This is a genomic window from Allomuricauda sp. NFXS6 (assembly GCF_040148835.1).
Taxonomy (GTDB): domain Bacteria; phylum Bacteroidota; class Bacteroidia; order Flavobacteriales; family Flavobacteriaceae; genus Flagellimonas.
In genome coordinates, this window is record NZ_JAGEMG010000016.1 from 46,343 (window position 1) to 60,188 (window position 13,846).

Annotated in this window: 16 protein-coding genes; 10 read left to right on the forward strand and 6 right to left on the reverse strand. The window is 41.3% G+C overall.

Going from position 1 to position 13,846, the window contains the following annotated elements; all coding sequences use genetic code 11:
• Positions 1-32: 32 nt before the first annotated feature.
• The 6 genes from trpD to J4E06_RS17590 form a co-directional block, all read right to left on the reverse strand.
• Positions 33-1,025: an anthranilate phosphoribosyltransferase gene (gene trpD / locus J4E06_RS17565; protein ID WP_349525306.1), complete on the reverse strand. Its 993-nt coding sequence runs from the start codon at positions 1,023-1,025 to the stop codon at positions 33-35.
• A gap of 105 nt (positions 1,026-1,130) precedes the next feature.
• A complete protein-coding gene (locus tag J4E06_RS17570) occupies positions 1,131-1,697 on the reverse strand; it encodes an anthranilate synthase component II (protein ID WP_349525307.1) in 567 nt (188 codons plus the stop codon).
• Positions 1,698-1,699: 2 nt separating this feature from the next.
• The gene (locus J4E06_RS17575; RefSeq protein ID WP_349525308.1) at positions 1,700-3,097 is read right to left on the reverse strand and encodes an anthranilate synthase component I family protein; all 1,398 of its coding nucleotides are present in this window, start codon (positions 3,095-3,097) and stop codon (positions 1,700-1,702) included.
• A gap of 240 nt (positions 3,098-3,337) precedes the next feature.
• Entirely contained in the window at positions 3,338-3,910 is a 573-nt protein-coding gene (locus tag J4E06_RS17580) for a YceI family protein (protein ID WP_349525309.1), read from the reverse strand.
• Between the two features lie 34 nt (positions 3,911-3,944).
• On the reverse strand, positions 3,945-4,577 hold the full coding sequence (locus J4E06_RS17585) for an NAD(P)H-dependent oxidoreductase (protein WP_349525310.1): 633 nt from the start codon (positions 4,575-4,577) through the stop codon (positions 3,945-3,947).
• Positions 4,578-4,581: 4 nt separating this feature from the next.
• Positions 4,582-5,028: a MarR family winged helix-turn-helix transcriptional regulator gene (locus J4E06_RS17590; protein WP_349525311.1), complete on the reverse strand. Its 447-nt coding sequence runs from the start codon at positions 5,026-5,028 to the stop codon at positions 4,582-4,584.
• A gap of 134 nt (positions 5,029-5,162) precedes the next feature.
• Here J4E06_RS17590 and J4E06_RS17595 point away from each other — a divergent pair, with 134 nt between their 5' ends.
• From J4E06_RS17595 to rpsU, 10 genes are all read left to right on the forward strand, one after another.
• On the forward strand, positions 5,163-5,717 hold the full coding sequence (locus J4E06_RS17595; protein WP_349525312.1) for a TlpA family protein disulfide reductase: 555 nt from the start codon (positions 5,163-5,165) through the stop codon (positions 5,715-5,717).
• A 7-nt stretch (positions 5,718-5,724) separates the two neighbouring features.
• Positions 5,725-6,357: a thioredoxin family protein gene (locus tag J4E06_RS17600; protein WP_349525313.1), complete on the forward strand. Its 633-nt coding sequence runs from the start codon at positions 5,725-5,727 to the stop codon at positions 6,355-6,357.
• A gap of 81 nt (positions 6,358-6,438) precedes the next feature.
• Complete coding sequence (locus J4E06_RS17605; protein ID WP_349525314.1) at positions 6,439-6,750, forward strand: rhodanese-like domain-containing protein; 312 nt, start codon at positions 6,439-6,441, stop codon at positions 6,748-6,750.
• A gap of 21 nt (positions 6,751-6,771) precedes the next feature.
• Positions 6,772-8,052, forward strand: coding sequence for a DUF2851 family protein (locus J4E06_RS17610; RefSeq protein ID WP_349525315.1), 1,281 nt, complete (start codon positions 6,772-6,774; stop codon positions 8,050-8,052).
• 8 nt (positions 8,053-8,060) lie between these two features.
• The gene (locus J4E06_RS17615) at positions 8,061-8,288 is read left to right on the forward strand and encodes a PspC domain-containing protein (RefSeq protein ID WP_349525316.1); all 228 of its coding nucleotides are present in this window, start codon (positions 8,061-8,063) and stop codon (positions 8,286-8,288) included.
• Between the two features lie 2 nt (positions 8,289-8,290).
• Positions 8,291-9,298, forward strand: coding sequence for a potassium channel family protein (locus J4E06_RS17620; protein WP_349525318.1), 1,008 nt, complete (start codon positions 8,291-8,293; stop codon positions 9,296-9,298).
• A gap of 84 nt (positions 9,299-9,382) precedes the next feature.
• The gene (locus J4E06_RS17625) at positions 9,383-11,446 is read left to right on the forward strand and encodes an amino acid carrier protein (RefSeq protein ID WP_349525319.1); all 2,064 of its coding nucleotides are present in this window, start codon (positions 9,383-9,385) and stop codon (positions 11,444-11,446) included.
• A 19-nt stretch (positions 11,447-11,465) separates the two neighbouring features.
• Positions 11,466-12,320 carry a ComEA family DNA-binding protein gene (locus J4E06_RS17630; RefSeq protein ID WP_349525320.1) on the forward strand — a complete coding sequence of 285 codons (855 nt, stop codon included), beginning with the start codon at positions 11,466-11,468 and terminating at the stop codon, positions 12,318-12,320.
• A 10-nt stretch (positions 12,321-12,330) separates the two neighbouring features.
• The gene (locus J4E06_RS17635) at positions 12,331-13,497 is read left to right on the forward strand and encodes an acyl-CoA dehydrogenase family protein (RefSeq protein ID WP_349525321.1); all 1,167 of its coding nucleotides are present in this window, start codon (positions 12,331-12,333) and stop codon (positions 13,495-13,497) included.
• Positions 13,498-13,592: 95 nt separating this feature from the next.
• The gene (gene rpsU, locus J4E06_RS17640) at positions 13,593-13,787 is read left to right on the forward strand and encodes a 30S ribosomal protein S21 (RefSeq protein WP_090299076.1); all 195 of its coding nucleotides are present in this window, start codon (positions 13,593-13,595) and stop codon (positions 13,785-13,787) included.
• Positions 13,788-13,846 lie beyond the last annotated feature (59 nt).

Genomic DNA, 13,846 nt, shown 5'->3' on the forward strand with positions numbered 1-13,846 from the left:
AACTTCGGACTTCAGACTTTAGACTCCTGACTTTAGTTGGATAAAGATTGCAATTTTTTGAGTGATGCCAACCCTTTTCCGCCAAACAACGACTCTTTTGCTTTTTCAAAACCTTCCTTGGGGGTGATGCCTTCTACTGTGGCTATGGCGATACCTGCGTTGGCACAGACGACATTGTTTTGTGCATCGGTCCCTTTTCCTTGTAAAATATTCATAAATATTTGGGCTGATGCTGCTACGTCCTCGCCGCCAACGATTTCTTGCTGTGAAACTTTTTCTACGCCAAAGTCGGCAGGCCGTAATATAGTTTCGGTAGTATTGGAAATGGTTTTGGTGTCACCCGTCAACGAAATCTCGTCATACCCATCCAACGCATTTAAAATAGTGAATTTCTTATCGGTATTCTGATACAGATAGCCATACATTCTGGCCAATTCCAAATTGAAAACCCCCACCATTTGGTTCTTCGGAAACGCTGGATTTACCATGGGCCCCAACATATTGAAAAATGTTTTTACCGCCAATTCCCTTCTAATGGGGGCCACATTTTTCATCGCAGGGTGAAACAAAGGTGCGTGCAGCACACAAATACCGGCTTCCTCGATAGTTTTCTTTAGAAAATCTGCATCATTACTGAATTTGATGCCCAAAAACTCCATCACATTACTACTCCCACATTTGGAAGAAACTCCATAGTTTCCGTGTTTGGTCACGTGGATTCCCGCACCAGCCGTTACAAAAGAAGCCAAAGTGGAAATGTTAAAGGTATCTTTACCGTCTCCGCCCGTTCCGCAAAGGTCAATCGGGTCATATTCGGCAAGGTCAACGGCCAAGCAAAGTTCCAAAAGGGCATCCCTGAATCCTTCCAGTTCTTCAAGGGTCACGCTGCGCATCATGTAAACGGTTAAAAAAGCAGCTATTTGTGAGGTATTGTATTCTCCATTGGCAATGTTTACCAAAACTTGCTTAGCTTCTTCCTTGGGAAGTATTTCGTGATTGATCAGTTTATTTAAGGTCTCTTTCATTGTTCTTCTTTGTCATTCCTGCACTTCGGCTATGCTCAGCTTAATCTCCAGCAGGAATCTGTTTGTTATTGTTTTCGATTCCTGCCTTCGCAGGAATGACATTTTCTAGCTTTCCAACCAATTTTTCAACATTTGTTTGCCTTCTGGTGTCAAAACTGATTCTGGGTGAAACTGTACTGCCGTAACATCATATTCTTTATGTCGCAGTGACATCACTTGTCCGTTTTCATCTACTGCAGTAGTTTTCAATACCTCTGGCAAATTGGGATCTACTACCCATGAGTGATACCTTCCTACTTGAAGGGTTTTGGGCATATCCTTGTAAATAGGATCTTCTTTGGTGATGGTTATGGTGGTGTCCACTCCGTGGTATACTTGGTCCAAATTGATCAAGGTGCCTCCAAATACTTCTCCAATGGCTTGCAGCCCCAAGCACACTCCAAAAATACGTTTGGTCGATGCATATTTTTTGATGATGTCTTTTAAAAGTCCGGCTTCATCGGGAATTCCTGGTCCAGGCGATAAAACTATATGTTCAAAGGGTTCTACTTCTTCCAAAGAGAGTTGGTCGTTCCGTTTTACGGTAACCTCGCAATCCAAATCCTCCAGATAGTGCACCAAGTTGTAGGTAAAACTATCGTAGTTATCGATCATTAAAATCTTTCGTCCCATGCTTAGATTGTTTCTGCAATTTCTAGCGCTTTGTTCAATGCACCCAATTTGTTGTAGGTCTCTTGGAGTTCGTCATCCGGGTCGGAGGCAGCCACCAAACCTGCACCAGCTTGGTAGTACAATTCATGGTCCTTGCTCAAGAATGTTCGGATCATAATGGCGTGGTTAAAATTGCCTTCAAAATCCATAAACCCGATGGCCCCACCATAATAAGAACGACTCGTTTTTTCGTATTTTTCAATGAGCTGCATGGCCATATGTTTTGGCGCTCCACTCAAGGTCCCGGCCGGGAAGGTGTCGGCGACCACCTTCATGGTGGTGCTGTCCTTTTTCTTTTGCCCGGTTACTTTGGACACCAAATGAATCACGTGCGAGAAATATTGCACTTCCCGATAGGTTTCTACATTTACGGTATTTCCGTTGCGGCTCAAATCGTTTCGGGCAAGGTCGACCAACATTACGTGCTCGCTGTTCTCTTTTTCGTCCTCTGCCAATTTTTTCGCCAGTTCGGCATCTTTTTCATCGTTACCGGTACGTTTATAGGTGCCGGCTATGGGATGTATCTCGGCTTTTCCTTCTTTTACAATAAGCTGGGCTTCGGGAGAGCTTCCGAATATTTTAAAGTCACCATAATCAAAATAGAAAAGGTAAGGGGAGGGGTTTATGGAGCGAAGCGCCCGGTACACATTGAATTCATCCCCTTTGAATTTTTGTTTGAACCTTCTGGAGAGCACCAACTGAAACACATCACCTCGTTGACAATGCTTTTTGGCCAATTCTACTTGTTCCTTGTAATCTTCATCCTTAAGGTTGGATTCTGGTTTTCCTTCCTTGTTGAAATTGTAGGATGAAAAGGTACGTACATTGAAAAGCTGTTCCATTTCCTCCACATTGCTTTCGGTATCGTAACAATGTGCAAACAAATAAGCTTCGTTCTTAAAATGATTGATGGCAATGATGTTCTGGTACACCGCATAATAGATGTCGGGAATATCGGCGGAATCATCCTTTTTCGATATCGCTACGTCCTCAAAATAGCGAACGGCATCGTAGGCCATGTACCCGAACAGGCCGTTGTAAATAAATTTAAAACCGTTTTGCGATGTTTTGAATTGCTTGCTAAAGTTGTGAATTGCCTCGGTGACATCTGTTTCAGGTTTGATTTCCGTGACTTCTTTGGTGCCATCGGGGAACTTTCGTGTAATGGTCTCGTCAGCTACCTTTATGGATGCAATGGGATTGCAGCAGATGTACGAAAAGCTGTTGTCATTGGCGTGGTAATCGCTACTTTCCAAAAGAATACTATTGGGAAACTTATCCCTGATCTTCAGGTAGACGCTCACGGGCGTAATAGTGTCCGCAAGTATTTTTTTGTAATGTGTCTGTAATTCGTATTTCATATTAGTCCTAAAAATGAAAAAGGCTTGTCGTGATGACAAGCCTTTTATATGGTTATAATGGGGACTTAGCTCACGACGTTTTTCGTAAGTTATTCCACCACCAGTTATTTGCTATTCTGTTAATCATTGCATCAAATATAGGGATGAAATTTTAACGGCACAACATTGTTTTGTTTAAAATTAAAAATCGCGTCCGAGAATTTATCGGACGCGATTTTTTACACACTAAACAGGTGTTGATTACATCTGTAGATCAACTACCAAATCAAACTCGTCATAGATTAATTTATCCTTGGCCGTACCAATAATTCCCGAACCATATTTTACATCGTATTTGGTTCGGTCTACTTTTAAAGAGGCCGTTGCCTTATCGCCGTACACGGACAAATCAAAGGTGATAGGCTCCGTTGTCCCTTTTATGGTAAGGTCCCCTTGAACTTCATATGAGTTTTTCCCGGTTGATTTTACTTTGGTGAAAACCAATTTGGCTGTTGGGTGATCGACGGTTCCAAAAAAATCGTCGGACTTAAGGTGTCCATCCAATTTATCTTTGTATTCACCTTCTAAATCAGTGGCGCTGATACTGCTCATGTTAACCACAAACTCACCGCCAACCAATTTTTCGCCATCAAATTCCAAAGCACCAGATTCAAGACTGATAGTTCCTGTGTGTGAGCCTCCAACTTTGTAACCTTTCCAGGTAACAGTACTTTCGGATGTTTTTACTTCTTTGGTATCTTTCTCGATTGGGTTCGCCATAGCTGATGATCCAAAAAGTGTGACCAGTGATAAACTTAAAATTGTCTTTTTCATGATTGTCTTAATTTCTATTGTTAATTGTTAAGGGTTATATAATGGTAAATAATTCTTCTTTTGATTTTCTCACTTTTGGCAAATGCTGTGTTTCGTCCTCTTCGGAACGGTAGCCCACGGCCAAAACAACGGCTGCGTTGAGGTTTTTACCGTTCAGACCCAATATATCATTGTATTTATCAGATTCGAAACCTTCCATAGGGCAAGTGTCAATCTTTAATTCTGCTGCAGCTTGCATCAAATTGCCAAAAGCGATGTAGGCCTGTCTTGCCGTCCAATTGCTTTTCGTCTCCGCAGGGAGGTCCATAAGCTTCGATTTCATAAAATCAGAATATCCTTTAAGGCCGTCCACAGGTATGTTTCTGGTGGTACTGACGTTTTCAAGGAAATCATCCACTAATTCTTCACCAAAATCAGTAGCGTTGGCAAATACGATAATATGCGATGCATCCGTAATTTGTGACTGCCCCCAAGACGCAGGCTTCAGCTGCTCTTTTACCTTTGGGTCGGAAATTACAAGTACATGATAAGGTTGCAGACCATAAGAGGAAGCACTTAATCGTGTTGCCTCTAATAAGGTTTGCAAATTTTCATCCGAAACACTTTTGGCAGGGTCGAATTTTTTGGTGGCATAGCGCCATGTTCTATGTTCTAAAACGTTGCTCATTATTTTAAAATTTATCTAATAGTTGATTTAATTGTTTCAATTCTTCTGTGTTGAAATTTTTTAAGAGGATGTCGTGTGCTTTCTCCAAGGCTGAGTCCATTTGGGATAGCGCCTCCAATCCTGAGTCGGTTATAACAATTTCTACCTTACGTCTGTTTGATGGGCACACACAACGATGCACATAGCCCTTTGCTATGAGTTTGTCTACCAAACGGGTCGTGTTGCTCATTTTGGTCACCATTCTTTCGTTGATGGTGGACAGGTTTGCCGGCTTGCCCTGTTGTCCTCTTAAAATGCGCAGTACATTGAATTGCTGCATGGAAACTTCAAAGGGCTTCAAAGCGCCAGTCATAATCTCATTGATTCTGGTATGAACCAATTCCATGTGAATCAGCGTCCTGGGCTTTAAAGGAATTTCTTTGGAAGTTTTTATAGTCTCTTCAACATTCATGTACAAACAATATTTGTATATACAAATGTAAGTTTAATTTTGTCACCTCTCCAAATATTGTACCGATAAATTTTTGTTAAAGAGTAGAAAAAAGCATTTTCAGTATGTAAATTAGGTGATGTAAAAATCAGATAATGAATAGGTTATTAATATTTGTACTAGTAGTTACCATTTTTTTTAGTTGTTCCGAAAAGAAGAAGGAAAACAAAAAGGTTACAGAAACGACTGATAAAGAAGTGATTGCGAAGGAAGATAACACCACAGCAGATGTCAAGTTTCCTGTTTATGATTTTGAAGGTCTTGAGCCTATGCTCCACAAAAAAGATGACAAAACCTATATCGTTAATTTTTGGGCCACTTGGTGCAGGCCATGTATTGAAGAGATGCCCTATTTTGAGAGAGTTAATACCGAACAAAAGGACAACAATGTTGAAGTGATATTTGTGAGCTTGGATATGCCCAATATGTGGAAGACCCGATTGGAGCCTTATGTGGAAAACAAAGGAATCCAATCCGAAGTAGTGATATTGGATGACCCAAAACAAAATGATTGGATTCCAAAAGTTTCCGAAGAGTGGGGTGGAGGTATTCCTGCAACCTTAATATATAATAAGGACAAACGAAATTTTTACGAGCGTGGTTTTACGTACGAGGAATTAAACGAAGAATTGGAAAAATTCATAAAATAACGGAACTATGAAAAAAACAAAGGTTTTAGGATGGTCAGCTTTGTTGTTGCTTTTTGTGGCAGCCTTTACTATGGGGTTCAAAGTGGCAAAAGAACATAATTTGGATGATGGTTACAAAGTTGGCGATATGGCCACCGACTTTTCATTAAAAAATGTGGACGGCAGTATGGTTTCATTATCAGATTTTGATAACGCCAAAGGCTTCTTGATTATTTTTACATGCAATACCTGCCCATATGCACAGGCTTATGAGGATAGAATAATCGCCTTGGATGCCAAGTACAAATCACAAGGCGTGCCCGTAATCGCCATTATGCCAAACAATCCCAGTGCTAAGCCCGGCGACAGTTTTGCCAAAATGAAAGAGCGAGCAGCAGAAAAAGGCTTCACTTTTCCTTATTTGCTGGATGAAGGCCAGAAAGTGTACCCTGAATATGGTGCAACACGCACACCGCACGTGTTCTTGCTGGAAAAAACAGCATCAGGCAATATGGTAAAATATATAGGTGCCATCGACGATAACTACCAAGATGCATCACAGGTGGAGGAAACCTTTGTGGAAAATGCCGTAGATGCGATGTTGGCAGGTAATGAAATCAATCCGAAAACAACAAAAGCCATTGGCTGCGGCATAAAATAAGTCCACGATCAAAATAAAACAACTAGAAATCCGGAGTAACGCTTCGGATTTTTATTTTTGTAACAATCTAAATTGAAAAAAATGTCAGATCTATCACAAGAGGAATGGGCGGAGCAACTGGAAAATGATGACAACGCCTTTATTTTGGATGTACGTACCCCTGAGGAAGTGGAAGAAGGATACATTCCCGGAGCTACTAACATCGATATTTATTTGGGACAGGAGTTTGTGGACAAAATTGAAAAACTCGATAAGTCCAAAAATTTTTATGTCTATTGCCGATCAGGAAACCGTAGTGGTCAAGCGTGTGCCATTATGAACAGTATCGGTTTTGAAAATGCTTATAATCTGGAAGGTGGCTTTATGGAGTGGGAAGGTGAAGTAACAGAGTAGACCTCCATTTATCCCAAATCAATGCGAGAAGACCTACTTTATTTTATTTGGAGGCATAACAAGCTTCCAACAGAACAATTATGCACGGGTAACGGTGAAACCATTGAAATTAGGGCTCCGGGAACCCAAAACAGGTTTGCAGGTCCCGATTTTTTCAACGCCCAAGTTGAAATCGATGGACAGCTATGGGCCGGCAATGTGGAGATGCACCTTAAATCTTCGGATTGGTATGTGCATCATCACCAAACTGATGAAAATTACGACAATGTCATTCTCCATGTAGTTTGGGAGGATGACATTGCTGTTTTTAGGAGGGACGGTTCCCAAATACCGACCTTGGAAGTGAGGCAGTATGTTTCAGATCAGCTTTTGAACGGCTATCAAAACTTGATGAACAATTCACGGACAAGTTTTATTAATTGTGAAAAGGATTTAAGGGACGTGGACTCCTTTGTCGTGGAAAACTGGTTGCACCGATTGTTCATTGAGCGTTTGGAAAACAAGTCCAGATTGATTTTGGACTTGTTGGAGGAGTCCAAGAATGATTGGGAGGCCGTTCTTTTTATGTTGCTTGCCAAGAATTTTGGTTCCAAGGTCAATGGAACCTATTTTTTGGAGCGGGCAAAACAGTTGGATTTTTCCGTAGTTCGAAAAACAACCAACGAATCTATGCAATTGGAAGCTTTGCTTTTTGGTCATTTTGGTCTTTTGCAAGTTGATGATTGTTCGGACTCCTATTATCTCCAACTCAAAAAAGAATATAAATACTTGAGCAGTAAGTTTGGTTTGACCGAGAATCTATCAAAACCTGAGTTTTTTGGCTTGCGGCCATTGAATTTTCCCACCATTCGGATTTCGCAATTGGTAAATCTGTACGCAGGGAATCACAATATATTTTCCAAGTTAATGGAGGTCAACAGCCTGCAAAATATCTATAAAGCTTTTGAAATTAGCACCGGACCGTATTGGGAAGACCACTATACCTTTGGTAAGCTTTCAAAAAAGCGGGTGAAGAAATTATCCAAAAAATTTGTGGATTTGGTTATCATCAACACCTTGGTGCCGCTCAAGTTTTGTTATGCAAAGTATTTAGGCGGAGATTGGAACGAGGATTTGATTGCATTGGTTTCAGACTTGGGCAAAGAGGACAATTCCATAATCAAAAACTTTGAGCAAATAGGGATGAAAACCCAAAATGCATTGGAAAGTCAAGCTAAATTGGAACTCTATACCAATTATTGTACAAAAAATAAATGCATGCAATGCACCATTGGCACACAATTATTGAACAGAAATACATAATTTTAACCATGTCTTTATTTTACGATATTCTTTATTATTTTCAGAAAAGAGGCTTTGAGGTCTGCAGGCGCATTGCGGAACGGCTTGGTATTCGTGCCCGTGTGGTACGGACCAGCTTTATTTATTTGACCTTCGTTACTCTTGGCTTCGGGTTTGCCCTGTACCTGTTTATAGCCTTCTGGCTTCGAATCAAAGACCTTATATATACCAAAAGAACTTCTGTATTTGACCTATAGTTATGATCAGACTCATGCGCTCCAAAATAGTATTGGCCCTTTCCCTTATGGTTGTGGTGCTTTTGTTTGGGGTGGTTGGTTATAAAATGCTATCCGACTTTACTTGGATAGAGGCTATTTATATGACCATAATCACAGTGACTACGGTCGGGTTTTCGGAGGTAAGGCCATTGGACGCCAATGCAAAGATTTTTACCGTATTTTTAATCGTCACCAGTGTTTTTATATTCGGTTTTGCCATTTCGGTGGTCTCCGAATATATTTTAGGGAGAAATTCACTGGAACTGCTAAAAAAGAAAAAAGTGAAAAAGCAAATAGACAGTCTTTCAAACCACGTTGTGGTCTGCGGTTTTGGTAGAAATGGTATGCAGGCCGCCGAAAAATTGATAGCGTATAAAAAGCCTTTTGTGGTCATTGAAAGGGATAAGGAAATTATAGAGCGCCACGAAGAAGAAATTTTGTTTGTTGATGGCGATGCCAACGAAGATGAGGTGTTGCTACAAGCAGGGATAGATCGCGCCCAATATTTGATAACTGCCGTGCCCGATGATGCTGCCAATCTATTTATTGTACTTTCGGCGAGACAGCTCAATAAAAACCTGTTCATTATAAGTAGGGCTTCGCAAATCACCTCTGTAAAAAAACTGCAGTTTGCTGGGGCAGATAAGGTGATTATGCCCGATAAGATAGGAGGAGATCATATGGCCTCCTTGGTGGTGATGCCAGATTTGATTACTTTTTTGGACCAACTCTCCGTGGAAGGGGAACATACCACCAACTTGGAAGAGGTGAGTATCGAGGATTTTACCGATCAAATGGATTGCAATTCTTTACGGGATTTGGACCTTCGCAGAAAAACAGGTTGTACCATAATTGGATATATTGATCCAGACGGAAATTATATCATCAACCCAGAGGCCGATATGGAGCTGCAACCCAACAGCAAGGTTATTGTTTTGGGCAGACCGGAACAAATCAGGAAGCTGAACCAAATGTTTCAGATAGGCTAGTTTAACACCCTTTAATTTTTTTGCAAGCATTTTTTTTAGGATATTGCTGCCTTTACCATACCAAAAACTAACTAATTTCAATATATGAAGTATTTTCTTTCTCTATTGTCTTTTTTTGCAATTACCGCGGTTTTTTCACAGGAATTGACCGTTGTTGGCAAAACCTTTAATGTTTCAGATGATATCAATAATGGGGTCATAGAACTTGAAGTTAGTGGAGGGGTGGAGCCCTACACCTACAAGTGGAGCAATCAAGAAACTCCCCTGACCTCAAAATCGGCCCAAGGGCTGGTAGAGGGAATACCCTACAGCGTAGTGGTTACCGATGCCGCCGGTAATTCCGTGACCAAGGAATTCGAGGTGGAGACCCAATCCATAACAGAAGTATTCAATGGAACCATGACCCCGGCCGTTAGTGCTCTAGGGTCTGTTTTGTTTTGGGACCCTTTTGCGGCGATAGGTATTTATGACCCAGTGGCCTATGCGGATGTAAAATTGATAGGTATCCCGGATTGGAGCAATGAAACTTTGGACAAATTCGTCTTAAAGGAATGGCTAAAAGACGATAAGGCTAGTGTTGCAAAAGGCGAAGATATTGCCATTATTGCCAGTGACAAGCGTGGTGATATAACCATTAAGGCCAATGCCAAAGGAAAGCTTTTGCAAAAAGTGAAGCAGGGAGGGGTAATTTACAACTCCGAAAACCCCGAGCATGTTATAGAACAGGGAGCTCATTATTTTGCGGAAATCGAGTATGACGAACCCATTGCTATGTTGCATCCCAATGGGGACCCAATAGAAAAAGGGATTCCTTTTATTGTGATTTGGTTGGTGTTCGGCGCATTGTTCTTTACCCTTAGAATGGGATTCATCAACATTCGTGGTTTTAAGCATTCCCTTGATTTGGCCAAAGGAAAATATGACGATCCGGATGCTCCGGGACAGGTAACCCACTTTCAGGCATTGGCAACTGCAGTTTCCGGTACCGTAGGTCTTGGGAACATTGCCGGGGTGGCCGTTGCGGTATCCCTTGGGGGCGCAGGTGCTACTTTTTGGATGATCATCTGTGGTTTGCTGGGGATGTCTTCCAAATTTGTGGAATGTACCCTTGGTGTGAAATATCGTGATATACTACCTGATGGACGTGTTTTTGGCGGCCCTATGAACTACTTGCGATATGGACTTGAAAAAAGAAATCTGAAAGGATTTGGAAAAGTTTTAGCAGGAGTGTTTGCACTGCTTGCCGTAGGTGCTTCCTTTGGTGGTGGAAATATGTTCCAGGCCAACCAGTCCTTCGAGCAGTTGGCAGGACAATTCCCGGTTTTGGCAGGCAACGGGTTTTGGTTTGGTGTGGTTACCGCAATTTTGGTCGGTGTGGTCATCATTGGTGGAATCAGCAGTATTGCCAGGGTAACAGGTAAGATTGTGCCGGTCATGGCCTCTGTATATATTGTGGCGGCCTTGGCGGTAATTATAATGAATATACAAAATATTGGCCCTGCATTTTCTGCCATTTTTGAAGGAGCATTGAATCCTTCAGCTTTAAAAGGTGGTATTGTCGGTGTGTTGATCGTTGGATTCCAGCGAGCAGCCTTCTCCAATGAGGCTGGTGTGGGTTCTGCGGCGATTGCGCATAGTGCCGCAAAGACCAATCACCCGCCATCGGAAGGATTTGTGGCCTTACTAGAGCCATTTATCGACACGGTGGTGGTTTGTACACTTACGGCTCTGGTACTGATTTTTACCGGAATGCACGAAGTAGAGGGAATGGCCGGTGCGCAATTGACCTCCGATGCGTTTGGTAGCCAAATCTCTTGGTTCCCATATGTGTTGGCCTTGGCAGTGTTCCTTTTCGCATTTTCTACCATGATTTCATGGTCCTATTATGGAATGAGGGCTTGGACCTATCTTTTTGGAAAGAGTAAGAAATCCGAAATGGTTTATAAAACGTTGTTTTTGATATTTGTGGTTGTGGGAGCGTCTGTGAGCTTGGGTGCCGTTTTGGACTTTTCGGATATGATGATCTTGGCCATGTCCTTCCCGAACATTATTGGACTTTACATATTGTCCGGTGAAGTTCGCAAAGATCTAGATGGCTATTTACAGAAATTAAAAGTCGGCCAACTCTTTAAAAAGGCGAAAAGCTAATTTTTAGCATAAACATATTATGAGAAAGCAGTCCCACTTCAGGTTCAATAAACAAGAACGGAGTGGGATTTTCTTTTTATTGCTGATAGTAATTGTGCTTCAGGGCGGCTATTACTATGTAAAAGCAAAGCCATCTCAAACCGAAACGAGTTTTGCCCTCAATACAGAGGAACAAGACAAAATAGATAGTCTTAGAAATCACCGGTCGGAAGCATCGGTAAAAATGTACCCTTTCAACCCCAATTACCTTACCGATTATAAAGGTTACACTTTGGGATTGACTACCGACGAATTGGATAGATTGTTTGCGTTTCGGGAACAAGGCAGGTTTGTGAATTCTGTAAATGAGTTTCAAGCCGTTACAAAAGTCTCGGATTCTTTGTTGGGCATACTCTCGCCCTATTTCAAATTTCCAGATTGGGTCACAAAGAATCAATCCATAAAAAACACCGCATCAAAACTTAAAACAGCAATAAAGGTTAAAGACTTGAACACTGCTTCTGCCGAGGATTTAAAGTCAATTTATGGTATTGGCGAAACTTTATCCAATCGAATTGTAAAGTTTCGAGATAGGTTAGGGGGCTTTTTGGTTAATGAACAACTATATGATGTTTATGGTCTAAAACCAGAGGTTGTGGAAAAAGCGTTGCTTGAGTTTCAGGTGCTGGATGTTCCGTCAATCAATAAAATAAATATTAATAAAGCTAGTGCTGCAGAGTTATCTCAATTGATTTATATCAGTAAGTCATTGGCTTTTGATATTGTGGCGTATCGGGATAAGGAGGGGGCGTATCAATCATTTAAAGAATTGAGTAATATCGATAAATTTCCAACCGAAAAACTAGATAGAATAGCCTTATATTTGTCCTTATAAAAAAGGTGGTATGGTCGATATGTACTTCACGGAAGAGCATAATTTATTTCGGGAGAGTTTAAAGGATTTTTTACAAAAAGAAGTTGTTCCCAACATTGATGAATGGGAAGACTCCGGAAAGATTGGTGAGGAGGTTTGGAACAAGTTTGGTGAGATGGGGTATTTTGGGTTGATAACCCCTGAGGCTTATGCAGGACTAGATCTAGACCTTTTTTACACCGTTATTTTTCTGGAAGAACTACAAAAAATAAATTCAGGAGGTTTTGCTGCAGCTATGTGGGCGCATCAGTACTTGGCCATGACTTATTTAAACAAATTGGCGAACGACGACCAAAAGAAATCCTATTTGGAGCCCAGTGTTCTCGGTGATAAAATCGGTTGTTTGGGAGTATCGGAACCTTTTGGCGGAAGCGATGTTGCAGCTATGCGAACCACCGCCGAAAAAAAAGGTGATGTTTACATAGTAAACGGTTCCAAAACTTTTATTACCAATGGTGTTTACGGAGACTATATTATCCTAGCGGCTAAAACCGATAAAGATGCGGGCCACAAAGGAATCAGCATGTTTATTATGGACAGAAATGCGAAGGGAGTTACCGCTAGCAAACTCAACAAATTGGGTTGGCGTGCTTCGGATACCGCAGAACTGGCCTTTGATAATGTCGAAGTTCCAGCTTCCAACTTGTTGGGTGAAGAAAATGCCGGGTTTTCTTATATTATGGAAGCATTTGCCTTGGAGCGTTTGGTTATGGGCATAAATGCCCACGCAAGAGCAGAATTTGCCCTGGACTATGCGCTGCAATACATGTCCGAACGCGAGGCGTTTGGAAAGACCATTGACCAATTCCAGGCCTTGCGACATAGATTGGTGGACCTGTACTCGGATATGTTGTTGTGCAAACAGTTCAATTATGCCACAGTGGCACAAATGGAAAAGGGTGCCTATGTGGTAAAGGAGGCTACCATTTCCAAATTGAAATCTACCAAAATGGCCGATGAGGTCATTTATAACTGTCTTCAGTTTTTGGGCGGCTACGGTTATATCGAAGACTACCCTATGGCACGCTTGAGCAGGGACAGTAGGTTGGGGCCTATTGGTGGTGGAACATCCGAAATTTTAAAGGAAATTTTGGCGAAGATCATTGTGGATAAAAAGGAATACAAAAAACCTCTTTGATAGGGGGGATTCAAAAAAATAAAAATTTTCTTTACCCATTGAATTTCATTTGTATATTTGCAGACCAAAATTTTAAAGAAAGGAGGTTGTAGCCCATGTTAATTATACCAGTAAAAGAAGGAGAAAACATCGATAGAGCTTTAAAGCGTTTTAAGCGAAAGTTCGACAGAACAGGTACCATGCGTCAGTTAAGATCAAGACAGCAGTTCACCAAACCTTCTGTAGAGCGTAGAGCGCAAATTCAAAAAGCACAGTACATTCAAGGCCTTAGAGACCAAGAAGAAGTATAGTCTATCGCGTTTGCAAAATATATCAATCCCGTTCCAATATTGGAGCGGGATTTTTCGTT

Coding starts and splice junctions, on each gene's coding strand:
- trpD (WP_349525306.1), bottom strand. CDS start 1,025: ATGAAAGAGACCTTAAATAAACTGATCAATCACGAAATACTTCCCAAG.
- J4E06_RS17570 (WP_349525307.1), bottom strand. CDS start 1,697: ATGGGACGAAAGATTTTAATGATCGATAACTACGATAGTTTTACCTAC.
- J4E06_RS17575 (WP_349525308.1), bottom strand. CDS start 3,097: ATGAAATACGAATTACAGACACATTACAAAAAAATACTTGCGGACACT.
- J4E06_RS17580 (WP_349525309.1), bottom strand. CDS start 3,910: ATGAAAAAGACAATTTTAAGTTTATCACTGGTCACACTTTTTGGATCA.
- J4E06_RS17585 (WP_349525310.1), bottom strand. CDS start 4,577: ATGAGCAACGTTTTAGAACATAGAACATGGCGCTATGCCACCAAAAAA.
- J4E06_RS17590 (WP_349525311.1), bottom strand. CDS start 5,028: ATGAATGTTGAAGAGACTATAAAAACTTCCAAAGAAATTCCTTTAAAG.
- J4E06_RS17595 (WP_349525312.1), top strand. CDS start 5,163: ATGAATAGGTTATTAATATTTGTACTAGTAGTTACCATTTTTTTTAGT.
- J4E06_RS17600 (WP_349525313.1), top strand. CDS start 5,725: ATGAAAAAAACAAAGGTTTTAGGATGGTCAGCTTTGTTGTTGCTTTTT.
- J4E06_RS17605 (WP_349525314.1), top strand. CDS start 6,439: ATGTCAGATCTATCACAAGAGGAATGGGCGGAGCAACTGGAAAATGAT.
- J4E06_RS17610 (WP_349525315.1), top strand. CDS start 6,772: ATGCGAGAAGACCTACTTTATTTTATTTGGAGGCATAACAAGCTTCCA.
- J4E06_RS17615 (WP_349525316.1), top strand. CDS start 8,061: ATGTCTTTATTTTACGATATTCTTTATTATTTTCAGAAAAGAGGCTTT.
- J4E06_RS17620 (WP_349525318.1), top strand. CDS start 8,291: ATGATCAGACTCATGCGCTCCAAAATAGTATTGGCCCTTTCCCTTATG.
- J4E06_RS17625 (WP_349525319.1), top strand. CDS start 9,383: ATGAAGTATTTTCTTTCTCTATTGTCTTTTTTTGCAATTACCGCGGTT.
- J4E06_RS17630 (WP_349525320.1), top strand. CDS start 11,466: ATGAGAAAGCAGTCCCACTTCAGGTTCAATAAACAAGAACGGAGTGGG.
- J4E06_RS17635 (WP_349525321.1), top strand. CDS start 12,331: ATGGTCGATATGTACTTCACGGAAGAGCATAATTTATTTCGGGAGAGT.
- rpsU (WP_090299076.1), top strand. CDS start 13,593: ATGTTAATTATACCAGTAAAAGAAGGAGAAAACATCGATAGAGCTTTA.